This window comes from Mesorhizobium sp. M0618, assembly GCF_040320765.1.
Lineage (GTDB): Bacteria > Pseudomonadota > Alphaproteobacteria > Rhizobiales > Rhizobiaceae > Mesorhizobium.
Map to the genome: position 1 here is coordinate 276,541 of NZ_JAMYQH010000004.1, position 12,410 is coordinate 288,950.

A 12,410-nucleotide genomic window follows, 5' to 3' on the forward strand; every position below is an offset into this window, starting at 1 on the left:
AGTGCGTGAGACGCCGAAGCGGTCAATCTCCCCACAAGGGGGAGATTGACTTGTCGCTGCTGCCGTTGCTCAATCCAGCCCAGCAAAGCTCTCTTCTTCGACCACTTCAGCGCCACCCAGCCTGAACGGCGAAAACGACACGCGATGCAGCCGCGCCACCGGGCCATGCGCTTCGATCGCGGTGCGATGGCGAACCGTGGCGTAGCCCATGTGGACTTCGAACCCGTAGCGGTCGTGATGATTGCCGCAGCCGCACATCATGCGGTCACGCATCACCTTGGCGACGATCGAGGCGGCAGCGATCGATTGCGAACGCTGGTCGCCCTTGATCAGCGCGCGCCCTTCACAAGGCAGCCCCGGCGGCACGTCGCGTCCATCAGCGAGGGCTAGTTTCGGTCGGACCGACAGTCCGACAAGGGCGCGCCGCATGGCTTCCAGGCTTGCCTTGAGGATGTTGCTGCCGTCGATGCCCTCGGCACTGATTGAGGCCATCGAGACCGCCTGCGCGGAGCCAAGAATTCGCAGGAACAAGGCCTCACGCTGCAAATGGCTGAGGCGTTTGGAATCGTCGAGGCCGTCCGGAATGTTGGCGGGATCGAGCACCACGGCCGCGGCGACCACCGGCCCGGCCAGGGGGCCACGGCCGGCCTCGTCCATCCCGGCGACCGGCCACAGGCCCTCCGCCATCGCCTTCGTCTCGAAGGAGAAGTCAGGCTTCTCGATGATCTCAAAGAGAGGCGGAGAATCAGAACGCGCGCGAGCCATGTTGCGGCGAGGTTCGCATCGGCTCTGATTCTCCGCAAGTCCCTCCGGGTCGGGTGGGGCGCCGGACCGGGAGGGCACCGTCTGCAGGCCGGGGCAGGCCGGACGGGATTCTGGTGCCGCGACGGATCAAACCATCGCGACGAATTGTCTCTCAAAGCAGCGTCAGCTGCACCTGATCTTTCCCGGCGGCAACGAACTGGTCGGTTCGCAACGTGCGCCGTTCGGCATTGAGGCCGAGCCGCTTGGCTGTGATCTCGAAGCGCCGGCCGATCTGCCAGGCGTAGGGACCGGCGCCCTTCATGCGCTTGCCCCATTCCGAATCGTAGTCCTTGCCGTCGCGCATCGAGCGGACCAGCGACATCACATGGCGGTAGCGGTCGGGATAATGGCGCAGCAGCCAATCCTTGAAGATCGGGCTGACCTCCAGCGGCAGGCGCAGGATCACGTAGCCCGCTTCGCGCGCGCCGGCCGCACGTGCGGAATCGAGGATGCGTTCCATCTCCGGATCGGTCAGGCCCGGAATGATAGGAGCCACCATGACCGACGCCGGAATGCCGGCATCGGAAAGCTGCCGGATCGCTTCCAGCCGCTTGGTCGGTGTCGACGCGCGCGGCTCCATGGTGCGCGCCAGCATACGGTCGAGCGTCGTCACCGACAGCGCCACCTTGGCGAGCCCGCGTTCGGCCATGCGTGACAGGATATCGATATCGCGCGTCACCAGAGCGGACTTTGTCACGATGCCGACTGGATGGCCGCGCGCTTCCAGCACTTCGAGAATTTCGCGCATGATCCGGTATTGCTTCTCGATCGGCTGGTAGGGGTCGGTGTTGGTGCCGATGGCGATGGTGCGCGGCTGGTAGCTGTCTTTCGAAAGCTCCTTGTCAAGCAAGCGCGCCGCATCAGGCTTGGCGAACAACTTCGATTCGAAATCCAGACCCGGCGACAGGCCCATGAACGCGTGCGTCGGGCGGGCAAAGCAATAGACGCAGCCATGCTCGCAGCCGCGATAGGGGTTGATGGAACGGTCGAAGGAAATGTCGGGCGATTCGTTGCGGGTGATGATTGTGCGCGGCTTCTCGACCTGCACTTCGGTCTTGAAGGGCGGCAGTTCCTCCAGCGAATTCCAGCCATCGTCGAACACGTGCCGGCTGACCGGCTCGAACCGGCCGGACGGATTGATACCCGCTGACCTGCCGCGGTTGCGGTCCGGGCGGACACGCATGCCGCTCTGCTCGACCATCGCGTTGGCCATCTCGGCTCTTCCTGCTCCGAAAGCTGCAATGTCGGCGCGCACGATCTGTTCCATTTTCGCCCGCTCCCAGGGACTGTCCATGTTGTGTCGAATCGCTCTGCTCATGAAATTATTCCTATTTCGTTGATAAGAACAAAGCAAGAACTTTCTATGGTGCGATGCAAAACTGGCGCTGTCGGGCGCTTTCCGCTATTCGGCTAAGGATGCTCAGTGTTCTCATCGAAACCCGCAACGACGAGGAGGGCCTCGCCCGCACGCTCGCCTCGCTGATTGGCGGCGCGGTCGAAGGCGTGGTGCGTGAAGTCATCGTCTGCGACACAGGCTCTACCGACCAGACGCATCATGTGGCCGAGCATGCCGGCTGTCAGTACGTGACGGGCGGTGTCGCTGCCGGCATCCGCCAGGCCAAGGGGGATTGGTTGCTGCTCCTGGAGCCGGGCGCGCGGCTGGTGGAGGGCTGGATCGATGAAGTTGTCGCCCATACGGCCAGGCAGACCATGGCGGCACGGTTTTCGCGCACGCGAGCCAGTCGCACGCCATTCCTGGCCCGGGTCTTTTCGGGAAACCGCGCCTTGGCCGACGGATTGCTAATCAGCAAGCGTCAGGCGGCGGCCGCGGCCAAGAGTGCCGGCAGTGCCGAGGCCATCGCCCGCGGCCTCGCGACGAAGCGGCTCGACGCCGAAATCTGGATGGCGCCGGCCAAGCAGGAGCGCCGCCCCTCGACGTGATTTTTTGCAGTTGCTCAGGTCATTGTGCATTGCACAAAGTTTGACGCGGGGTTAGCTTCCGTTCAAGCGGGAATTGGGTTTGGGTCATGCCGAGAGGCGAGCACCGATGCGGCATCGGTGGTGCTCTCATAGCCGAGGACCCAATGAAGCTTTCAACCCCCGACACATCCGGCGCGGCCAGTCTCGAGGCCATTGCGCGCAACGGCAGCCTGCTGCGGCGCATCGCCGTGCGTATTCCAACCTATCTGACGGACCTGCGTGAGAACCCTGCCTGGCTGCCGATGTTCGTGTTGGCGCGCACCATGCCCGGACGCCGCATGCATTGGCTCGGCGCAAAGCGCGCCCGCCCGGTCGCCAATGCCGGGGATACGATGTTTGCCGGTGTCGAACGGGGAGCGGTCGTCGATGCGTTGCGCTCCGACGGGCTGTTCTCAGGCCTGGTCCTGCCGCCTGATATCCATGAAGAGATCGCCGACTTCGCCGGGCGCACGCCTTGCTTCGGCAATTTCGACCGCCGTCTCGAATTCATGCCGGGGGAACATGCCGAGGCCGAGAAACGCCTTGGCCGCTCGCTGCTTAGCGGGCATTTTTTCGAGCGCATCCTCGACTGCCCGGCGGCGCTTGCCATCCAGCGCGATCCGCTGCTTCTGGATATTGCCGCGCACTATCTCGGCGGCCAGGCGAAACTGATCACGACGCGGGTCTGGTGGAGTTTTCCCACAGGTGCCGCTTCGGATGCCGACAAGAACCTCGCCTCGCTCGGCAAGTATCATTTTGACCTCGACGACTGGCGCATGCTGAAATTCTTCTTCTACCTCAAGCCGGTCGACGCCGACACCGGTCCGCATGTCTATGTCAGGGGCAGCCACAAGCGCCGCAGCCTAAAGCATCAGCTTACCCTTCTGGTCGGCCATCCCGCGCAACAGGTTCTGGATGTCTATGGCGAGCAGAGCCCGGTGACGCTGACCGGCGAGGCCGGTCTCGGCTTCGTCGAGGACCCCTTTGGCTTTCATATGGGCACCGTGCCGGCACGCACGCCGCGACTGATGATGGAAGTCGGCTTCGGCGTATCGCCGCCGTCGCGCCGACGGTTTCATGGCGAGCCGGTCATCCGCTGAGAGCTGCCTATCCGAAGCTCATCTCGACAGGCGTCCAGTGAGCGCGGCGCCTGGCTTGGCGCTGTGCCCGGCTTTCGGCATCGAAGTCGACACGAGCCGGCTCCTGATTGAACCGCTCTCGGTCGTCCAGGGCGTTGATGATGACGATCGCCCTTGCGTCATCCTCTCCGGCGATTGCGGCGACATAGACGCCGCAATCCCGGCAGATCAAATAGTCGGCCGTCCTCAGCCCGAACTGATATTTTCGCAATCGCGCCTCATCCTGGACCGAGATGGTCAGTCTGCCGTCCGGATCGGCAATGGCGCGCGAACCATGTCTGACACAGAACGAGCATTGGCAGGCGCGAACTTCGATTTGCGATGGGTCGAGTTCGGTTGAAAATGCAAGGCGTATGTTGCCGCAATGGCATCCGCCGGTATGCGTGGTCATGGTTCTGCCTTGTCGTGATGGCGATGATCGCCTTCAGGCAAGGTACTTTTCCGAGGTTCGGTTTGGAATGGTGTTTCGAAGGCACCGGTGATGTTCTGCCTGCAAAAGCGGCGTGGAACCGACGCTTTGCCTGGCTTTTACGAAGCCGATTTGCCGCGCCGTAAATGCTCGTCCAGGCGCGGCATGATCTCGACGAAGTTGCACGGCATGTGCCGGTAGTCGAGCTGCGCCTTCAGGATGCCGTCCCACGCGTCCTTGCAGGCGCCTGGCGAGCCCGGCAGCACGAAGACGAAGGTGGCGTTGACGACGCCGCCGGTCGCCCGGCTCTGGATCGTCGAGGTGCCGATCTTGTCGTAGGAAATCCGGTGGAACACTTCCGAAAAGCCATCCATGCGCTTTTCGAAGATCGGCTCTAGCGCGTCCGGCGTCACGTCACGGCCTGTGAAGCCGGTGCCGCCGGTGGTGATGACGACATCGATATTCTTGTCCTGTGACCACGCCAGAACCGTGTCGCGGATTTTCTCGCGGTCGTCGGTGACGATATTGCGGGCCGCCAGCAGATGGCCGGCCTCGGTGATGCGGTCGGCCAGCGTCTGGCCGGATTTGTCGTCGGGGAGGCTGCGCGTATCTGAAACGGTCAGCACCGCGATGCGCACGGGAATGAAGGAGCGGCTCTCGTCAATTCTGGCCATCTGCGCCCTCCGATGCGATGCTGCGCGTCGCGGCAACGAACCAGTCGGGCTGGCGGCCGCGAATTTCGGCGGCCGCCCGCTTGGCGACATTACCGGTCTCGAATAGGCCGAAGCAGGTGGCGCCGGACCCGGACATTCGTGAAAAACCAGATCCAGCCTTGTTCAGCCAGGACACCGCCCTGCCGATGGCGGGCTGCATCGCCAGCGCTGCCGGCTCAAGATCGTTGCGAGTAATCTCCAGCCAGTTGCGCAGGCTGTGGAAATCGATGCTGCGTGGCAGCGGCGGCAAGGCTTCGTTGTCACGACGCGAAAGCGCGGCGAAGACCTCGTCCGTCGAGATCGGCGTGCCCGGATTGACCAGCACCAGCCCAAGCGCCGAAAAATCCGGCACCATCGACAGCTCGTCGCCGATGCCGCGCGCGACCAGCGGCTTCGCCGCAAGGCACATCGGCACATCGGCGCCAAGCGAGAGGCCGATCCGTGCCAGCTCGGTGCCATCGATGTCCAGGGCCCAAGTCTGCGCCAGTCCGCGCAGCACGGCTGCCGCGTCGCTCGAACCGCCGCCGACGCCGGAGGCGACCGGCAGGTTCTTTTCGAGCCGGATGGCGACCGGCGGTGTGCGCTCTTGCCCGACCGCCTGTCGCAGGGCGTCGCGCGCTTTGAGCACCAGATTGCTTGCATCGAGAGGGACGGCCGGGGCGTAACGGCCGGACACGGTAAACTCATCGCTGTCGGCGAGCCCGATTTCGACCCTGTCGCCAAACCGCGTGAACACCGCCAGGCTTTCGATCAGATGATAGCCATCAGGGCGCCTGCCGGTGACATGCAGCGCAAGATTGATTTTGGCGTGTGCGTGCCAGCTACGCGACCCGATGTCGGTGTCCACAATCGTCTGCGGGATGATGCTCAGTCCTTGGCCAGCCGGTATTCGCCGGTCTTCGGATCCTTGACCAAAGTGCCGATCGCGCCGTTGGCCGTCTGCTTTTCTGTGCGTCGCACCTTGGCGGTCACACGCTCGGCTTCCCTAATGAAGGTGCGGTAGCCGAAATAGGCGGCAACGCCAACGACGGCGAAGAAAATGATCTGCGGCATGCCAAAACTCCTCCCACGCTGGGCCGGCGAAGGCGGCCGGTCGGGTCGGTTGATGCATGTCGACCCGCTTTTGGCAACACGACATGCATGAAACTCAAGCTCTCATGCTAGACGGTTCTGCCGAGTTTTCAAAGCCCGAAGCGAGACCACAATGCGCGCTCTTCCGCCGCATCGATCACGCCGCTGGCGGCAGCGGCTACGATATCGGGCGCTGAAAAGCCCTTGCTTGAGCCGAACAGGCCGAAGCGGCTAAGAAAACCGCGCGGTGTCGTGATCAGCCTGAGCTGGGTTTTCGCCCCGAAACGGGTCTTGAGCACAGTGCGCATGTCGCCGAGCGCATCGACCAGACCGAGTTCGAGGCCCTTGATGCCTGTCCAGAACAGGCCGGTGAACAGTTCCGGGTCGTCCTTCAGTTTCGTGCCGCGCCGCTCCTTGACGAGGTCGATGAAGGTTGCGTGCACCTCGAGCTGTAGCGCCTTCAGCCGTTCGACATCTTCCTTCTTCTCGGGCTTGAACGGATCGAGCACCGCCTTGTTCTGGCCAGCGGTGTGGACACGTCGCTCGATGCCAATCTTCTTCATCAGTTCCGGGAAGCCAAACGAAGCCGAGACCACACCGATCGACCCGACGATGGACGACGGGTCGGCGAAGATCTCGTCGCCGGCGACCGCGATCATGTAGCCGCCCGACGCCGCGACGTCCTCGACGAAGACCAGTACCTTTTTGTCCTTTTCCGTGGCCAGGTCACGAATGCGCTTGAAGATCAGCCGAGACTGCACCGGCGAGCCGCCCGGCGAATTGATCGAGATGGCGACCGCCGGCGCGTCGTAGGAAAACGCCTTCTCGATGAGGCCGGCGGTGGAAGCCAGCGACAGGCTCGGCCGAAACTGGCCACCGCCTGCCATGATGGTGCCGTGCAGCCGGATGACCGGAATAGTGACGGCGGTGGAGCGCCAGGATTTCGGCAGCAGGCGGTTGATAAGGCGTTTCACGAGGGCGCAGTCTCCGGTCGATGGGTTGCAGGCATGTAGGGATTTCCCGGCCAACGGCAATGTCGCCGGGCAGAATAGCTCAATCTCCGAACAGCGAGGCGAGGCCGTTGGCGATGATTTCGCTGCGCTCGTCGGGGCCGTTGCCTGATTGCGCGTGGAGCATCAGGGGCGGGCGTATGGCAAGCTTTCCCCGTGCCCCGAGCGCTGCCCGCACGACGATGCGGATCGCCGCCGCATCGGGACGAGGGTGGACGGCGAGCATCTCGGCATCGCCGAAGCGGCCTGTGATCGCATCGAGAATGGCGCCGAGCTGTTCGGGCCGGGCGATTACGGCGAGCCCGCCGCGCGGCTTGACCACCGCCGCCGCACTTCTGATCCAGCTCTCGAACAGCCCGTCCTCCATGACATGGGCTTCCTTTCGCAGGCGATCCGATGTGGCGCGGTCCCGGGGAGCATTGAAAGGCGGGTTCATGATGACGAAGTCGAAGTCGTTGTCGGCGAGGCCGGCGGCCGCCCGCGCCCGGCCCGATACGGTGACATCGGCGACCAGCACGGAGGCGCGATCGCTGAGATGGGCATTGCCGGGATGGGCAAGCGTCGCCGCCGCGAAGGCCGCCATTTCCGGCGCGCGTTCGACAAGCACCGCCTCTGCCGCCGGGCAGCGTGACAGCACCGCCAGTCCGGCAGCTCCGGCTCCCGCGCCGAAATCGGCCAGGCGCCTGCCAAAGGTCGATGGCACGGATGCCGCCAGCATCATCGCATCCATGCCGGCGCGATGGCCGCCCTGCTTGGGCTGGACGAGCCAGAACCGGCCGCGATGGAAAGCGTCGACCGTATGGGCCGGCGTGTCCGGGACAAGGGCGGCGGGCGCGGCGGACATTATTTTCCGCGGATTTCGTTGGCGATGCCGGCATCCCTGAGGATGCGCCGTGCCGCGTCGGCCTGGTCGGCATCGACCATGACGCGTTTCTGCAAAAGGCCGATCGACCCTTCGAGAATGCTCATATTCTGATCGGCGACAAAGCAGGCGATGCCGGCGTCGCGCATCAGCGATTCAACAAAGGAGATGATCACGGCATCGTTGGTGCGGACAAGTTCTATCATCGTATGAAACTCGCAGTTTGCGCTATTGATGTAAACGGGCAGGGGATTCCGAGGCAGAGCCCCGTTCCCTCTCGGGTCCCCGTTCCCTCTCGGGTCGTTGACATTCCGTCATCGACGCCGCGCCAATTCGCCACTTGCCGTGGCCATGTCCGCCGCCCTAGAGTCCATGCAGGGACTAAGGGTGCCGTCGCACGCTCTATACCAAGACGGGAGTGATTGTTGTGGGTGTCGTTCTCAACATCGAAAACGGGAAGCGGGAGCCCGCTTCCATCAAGGATCTGATCGATCTGACGGCGGCCGATATGGGACGCGTCAATGAATTGATCCTGTCCAAGGCCGGCTCCGACGTCGAGATGATCCCGGAGGTTGCCAACCATCTTATCTCCTCCGGCGGCAAGCGGCTGCGGCCGATGCTGACGCTCGCCGCCGCGCAGATGTTCGGCTATGCCGGCGAGGGCCACGTCAAGCTCGCCACCTCGGTCGAATTCATGCACACGGCGACTTTGCTGCACGACGATGTCGTCGACGAGAGCGGCATGCGCCGCGGCAAGAAGACCGCCCGCATGATCTGGGGCAACCAGGCGAGCGTGCTGGTCGGCGACTTCCTGCTCGGCCAGGCCTTCCGCATGATGGTCGATGTCGGTTCGCTCGAAGCGCTCGACATCCTGTCGAGTGCGGCCTCGATCATCGCCGAGGGCGAGGTTATGCAGCTTGCCGCCGCCAAGAACCTCGAAACCACCGAGGACGAGCATTTCGCCGTCATCAAGGCCAAGACCGCCGCACTGTTTTCGGCTGCTGCCGAGGTCGGCCCCGTCATTGCCCAGGCGACCCGCAACGATCGTGCGGCGCTGCGCTCCTACGGCATGAATCTCGGCCTTGCCTTCCAGCTGATCGATGACGCGCTGGACTATGGCGGCACCAGCAAGGATCTCGGCAAGAATGTCGGCGACGATTTCCGCGAAGGCAAGGTGACCTTGCCGGTCATTCTCGCCTATCGGCGGGGCACGAAGGCCGAGCGCACTTTCTGGAAGCGTGCCATCGAGGACAATGTCACCGATGACGCCGGTCTGGAAAAGGCGATCGGCCTGATGACTCGCCATGGCGCCATTGCCGACACGATCGGACGCGCCCGCCATTTCGGCGAGATCGCCCGCGACGCGCTGGCGCCGCTGGAAGCGACGCCGCAGAAATCGGCGCTGATCGACGTCATCGATTTCTGCATCAGCCGGGTGAACTGAGCGGCGTCACCCGGTTGCCGGCTACTTCGCCTTTCCCGGCAAAGCGATTGCGGCAAGCAGGCTGACAACGATGCCCGCCGCCGCCAGCCAGAAGGCGATCTGTATGCCGTCGGCTATCGCGGCCTTCAGTGCATCGCCGCTCAATCCGCCGACATGGCTGTTGGCGATCGCGATCAACGTCGCCATGCCGATCGCGTTGCCGATGTTGAGCGTCGTGCAGGCCATCCCCGAGGCGACGCCCTGTTCGTCGTGAGCCACGCCCGACGCGGCCGCGATCCACATGGCGGTCCAGACGATGCCCTGTCCGACACCGGAGATGATCAGCCCTGGAACGAGAGCCAGATAGAAGCTGTTGGCTGATGCTCCAAGGACCATCAGCGCCGTGCCGGCCGCCCCTATGACCATGCCGCCGACCAGGGTCGAGCGGGTTGAAAAGCGCGTTGCCAGGCGTTCACCGAGCTGCGTGCCGGCGGCGATGGCGATCGACGGCACCAGGAAGGCGAGGCCGGTTTCCAGCGCGGTAAAGCCATGCACGGTCTGCAACAGGACGGTGAGGAAATAGGGCAGGGCCCCGAACGTTCCCATGAACAGGAAGGTGATCGTCATGCCGGCGACGAGGCTGCGATTGCGGAACAGCCGCAGCGGCATCAGAGGGTCGGCGCTCCTTGCCTCTATCAGCGCGAAGGCGATGATGAAGATCGCTGCCAGCGCGGCGCTGGCGATGATCGCTGGCGAACCCCAGCCATATTCAGGTCCCTGGACCAGCGTGAAGACCAGCAGCGTGGCGCCTGCGGTGACGGTCAGCGCGCCCGGGAGATCGAAGTTGCGGTGCTCGCGCCGCTTGGGGTCGCGTGGAATGATGGCAAAAGCGGCGATGATGGCGATGCCTGCCAGCAGCACATTGACGTAGAAGACCGACGACCAGCCGAAGGCGCCTGTCAGGAATCCACCGGCCAGTGAGCCAAGGGTGAGGCCGCTCGCGCCGGCACCGCCCCACACCGCCAGCGCCCTGTTGCGTTCCGGTCCTTCGGCAAACAGGCGGTTGATCAGCGAGAGCGTCGCCGGGAACAGGAAAGCGCCGCCGATGCCTTGTACAGTGCGGGCAGCGATGATGATTTCCGGCGACCAGGCGAGGCCGCCGACCAGCGACGAAAGCGCATAGAGCCAGAGAGCGAAGATGAAAATGCGGCGCTGACCGATAAGGTCGGCGGCTCGGCGCCGAACAGCAGAAAACCGCCGGTAAACACGGTGTAGGCGCTCACCACCCATTGCAAGGTCTGGCCGGAAAAGCCCAGTCCAGCCCCGATTTCGGGCAGCGCCACGAAGACGATGTTGATGTCGAGAGCGATGATAAGCTGGGCGAAGGCGAGCAATGCCAGCGTAGCGCCGCGCTTCGCGCCAACCTCTCCCTGTGTCGCCATGGCGCCGAACGGCAGCCCTTGATCGAATGAACTCATGCCAATCTCCTTTTGGTTCTTTATCGATCGACAAAGAATTGAATTTGCAATCCGGAGTCAAGCGGATTATTTGTGGATCGATAAAGAAATGGAGGCTGCAATGGCGGGACGGCCAAGGGAGTTCGACAGAGCCCAGGCTCTGCAGAAAGCGCGCGATGCCTTCTGGATGCGCGGCTACGAGGGCACCTCGATGGCCGACCTCGTCTCCATGCTTGGCCTAGCCTCGGCGCGCATCTATGCCGCCTTTGGCTCGAAGGAGGATCTGTTTCGCGAAGCCGTTGTTCTCTACGAAACCAGCGAAGGAAGCTTCGCCACCAGCGCGCTTGCCGAGGAGCCGACCGCAAGGCGGTTTGTCGAGCGGTTGCTGCGCGATGCGATCGATATCTACACAAGGCCGGACTTGCCGAAAGGCTGCATGGTCGTCTCGGCCGCCACCAACTGCGCCACGGAAAACGATAACGTGCTGCACTGGCTGGCCGAGCGCCGACTGGCGCGCAATGCGTTGATTGTCGAGCGCTTGAAAAAGGGTGTTCGCGACGGCGACCTCAAGCCGAATACTGATCCGGAAGCGCTTGGCGACTACTACACCACACTGTTGTTTGGCCTCTCTGTGCAGGCGCGCGACGGGGTGCCGAAGAAGCGGCTGCATGACCTTATCACCGTGGCGATGCCTGCGCTCGACGGTTTCGTCTCACAGCCTTGAGTCTTGCTTCTGGCGCCTCGCGATTTCGACTGCAATTGGCTCGACAAGCTGCCCTGCCGCAAATTATCTATAAACATGGCAAAGGGCACAGACGACACCATCGCGGTGCGCATCAGCAAGGTTCTGGCGGACCGCATCATCTCCGGTGCGATCGAGCCAGGGGCCAGGCTTCGGCAGGATCATATCGCCGAGGAATTCCAAACCAGCCATGTTCCGGTGCGCGAGGCCTTCCGCCGTCTAGAGGCGCAGGGACTGGCCATCGGCGAGCCGCGCCGCGGCGTGCGTGTCGCGTCTTTCGATCTGGGCGAGGTCAAGGAGGTCGCCGAAATGCGGGCGGCACTCGAAGTGCTGGCGCTGCGCCACGCCGCGCCGCACCTGACATCGGCCATTCTCGATCTCGCGGAAGAGGCGACCAAGGCCGGCGACAAGTCCCGCGATGTCAGGTCGTGGGAAGAGGCCAACCGCGCCTTCCACCGCTTGATCCTGTCGCCATGCGGCATGCCGCGCCTGCTCGCGACCATCGACGACCTGCATGCGGCAAGCGCACGTTTCCTGTTCGCGGCATGGCGCTCGGAGTGGGAGACGCGCACCGATCAGGACCATCGCGCGATCCTCTCCGCCTTGCGGCAGGGAAACACCGAATCCGCGGCCGTCACACTGGGGCGGCACGTCCAATGGATTGGCCGCAAGCCGGTCAGGACGGCCTCCGGGACGACGCGCGAAGCTTTTGCCATCGTGGGTTAGACGGCCTCCGCCAAAGCCAGGGCTTGCAATCCCCAGGGAAGTGTGGATTCGATAATAGATCGAAAACAGAAATTATCTATAATTTGCAATCGATC

General features: G+C 63.6%; 16 protein-coding genes. 6 read left to right on the plus strand and 10 right to left on the minus strand.

The window, feature by feature from the left end; genetic code table 11:
• Positions 1-69: 69 nt before the first annotated feature.
• Positions 70-765 carry a ribonuclease HII gene (gene rnhB, locus NKJ04_RS07105; RefSeq protein ID WP_127290952.1) on the minus strand — a complete coding sequence of 232 codons (696 nt, stop codon included), beginning with the start codon at positions 763-765 and terminating at the stop codon, positions 70-72.
• A gap of 151 nt (positions 766-916) precedes the next feature.
• Positions 917-2,071: a PA0069 family radical SAM protein gene (locus NKJ04_RS07110; protein WP_023808673.1), complete on the minus strand. Its 1,155-nt coding sequence runs from the start codon at positions 2,069-2,071 to the stop codon at positions 917-919.
• Between the two features lie 149 nt (positions 2,072-2,220).
• Between NKJ04_RS07110 and NKJ04_RS07115 the strand changes: the two genes are divergently transcribed.
• Together NKJ04_RS07115 and NKJ04_RS07120 are read left to right on the plus strand one after the other, a co-directional pair.
• On the plus strand, positions 2,221-2,745 hold the full coding sequence (locus NKJ04_RS07115) for a glycosyltransferase (protein ID WP_023808672.1): 525 nt from the start codon (positions 2,221-2,223) through the stop codon (positions 2,743-2,745).
• 143 nt (positions 2,746-2,888) lie between these two features.
• A complete protein-coding gene (locus NKJ04_RS07120; RefSeq protein ID WP_023808671.1) occupies positions 2,889-3,863 on the plus strand; it encodes a hypothetical protein in 975 nt (324 codons plus the stop codon).
• A gap of 7 nt (positions 3,864-3,870) precedes the next feature.
• Here the strand turns inward: NKJ04_RS07120 and NKJ04_RS07125 are convergent, their stop codons facing one another.
• From NKJ04_RS07125 to NKJ04_RS07155, 7 genes are all read right to left on the minus strand, one after another.
• Positions 3,871-4,293: a GFA family protein gene (locus NKJ04_RS07125; protein WP_352674091.1), complete on the minus strand. Its 423-nt coding sequence runs from the start codon at positions 4,291-4,293 to the stop codon at positions 3,871-3,873.
• A gap of 137 nt (positions 4,294-4,430) precedes the next feature.
• Positions 4,431-4,985, minus strand: coding sequence for a molybdenum cofactor biosynthesis protein B (gene moaB / locus NKJ04_RS07130; protein WP_352674092.1), 555 nt, complete (start codon positions 4,983-4,985; stop codon positions 4,431-4,433).
• Positions 4,972-5,871 carry a 4-(cytidine 5'-diphospho)-2-C-methyl-D-erythritol kinase gene (locus NKJ04_RS07135; RefSeq protein ID WP_352674093.1) on the minus strand — a complete coding sequence of 300 codons (900 nt, stop codon included), beginning with the start codon at positions 5,869-5,871 and terminating at the stop codon, positions 4,972-4,974. The genes moaB and NKJ04_RS07135 overlap by 14 nt, the downstream gene beginning before the upstream one ends.
• A gap of 20 nt (positions 5,872-5,891) precedes the next feature.
• Positions 5,892-6,077, minus strand: a complete 186-nt coding sequence (locus NKJ04_RS07140; RefSeq protein WP_023808667.1) for a membrane protein — start codon at positions 6,075-6,077, stop codon at positions 5,892-5,894.
• Between the two features lie 128 nt (positions 6,078-6,205).
• Positions 6,206-7,069, minus strand: a complete 864-nt coding sequence (locus NKJ04_RS07145) for a S49 family peptidase (RefSeq protein ID WP_352674094.1) — start codon at positions 7,067-7,069, stop codon at positions 6,206-6,208.
• A gap of 79 nt (positions 7,070-7,148) precedes the next feature.
• Complete coding sequence (locus tag NKJ04_RS07150) at positions 7,149-7,949, minus strand: tRNA1(Val) (adenine(37)-N6)-methyltransferase (RefSeq protein WP_352674095.1); 801 nt, start codon at positions 7,947-7,949, stop codon at positions 7,149-7,151.
• The gene (locus tag NKJ04_RS07155) at positions 7,949-8,173 is read right to left on the minus strand and encodes a putative signal transducing protein (protein WP_063167652.1); all 225 of its coding nucleotides are present in this window, start codon (positions 8,171-8,173) and stop codon (positions 7,949-7,951) included. The genes NKJ04_RS07150 and NKJ04_RS07155 overlap by 1 nt, the downstream gene beginning before the upstream one ends.
• A 221-nt stretch (positions 8,174-8,394) precedes the next feature.
• Here NKJ04_RS07155 and NKJ04_RS07160 point away from each other — a divergent pair, with 221 nt between their 5' ends.
• Complete coding sequence (locus NKJ04_RS07160) at positions 8,395-9,411, plus strand: polyprenyl synthetase family protein (RefSeq protein WP_127272280.1); 1,017 nt, start codon at positions 8,395-8,397, stop codon at positions 9,409-9,411.
• Positions 9,412-9,432: 21 nt separating this feature from the next.
• Here NKJ04_RS07160 and NKJ04_RS07165 read toward each other — a convergent pair whose 3' ends face one another.
• A complete protein-coding gene (locus tag NKJ04_RS07165; protein ID WP_352674097.1) occupies positions 9,433-10,680 on the minus strand; it encodes an MFS transporter in 1,248 nt (415 codons plus the stop codon).
• Here NKJ04_RS07165 and NKJ04_RS07170 point away from each other — a divergent pair.
• The 3 genes from NKJ04_RS07170 to NKJ04_RS07180 all read left to right on the plus strand — a co-directional run bounded on the left by NKJ04_RS07170 (position 10,680) and on the right by NKJ04_RS07180 (position 12,315).
• The gene (locus NKJ04_RS07170) at positions 10,680-10,862 is read left to right on the plus strand and encodes a hypothetical protein (protein WP_352674099.1); all 183 of its coding nucleotides are present in this window, start codon (positions 10,680-10,682) and stop codon (positions 10,860-10,862) included. The two genes, NKJ04_RS07165 and NKJ04_RS07170, sit on opposite strands and share 1 nt — an antisense overlap.
• A gap of 106 nt (positions 10,863-10,968) precedes the next feature.
• Positions 10,969-11,571: a TetR/AcrR family transcriptional regulator gene (locus NKJ04_RS07175; RefSeq protein ID WP_128302473.1), complete on the plus strand. Its 603-nt coding sequence runs from the start codon at positions 10,969-10,971 to the stop codon at positions 11,569-11,571.
• 75 nt (positions 11,572-11,646) lie between these two features.
• Complete coding sequence (locus tag NKJ04_RS07180) at positions 11,647-12,315, plus strand: GntR family transcriptional regulator (RefSeq protein ID WP_127272279.1); 669 nt, start codon at positions 11,647-11,649, stop codon at positions 12,313-12,315.
• Positions 12,316-12,410 lie beyond the last annotated feature (95 nt).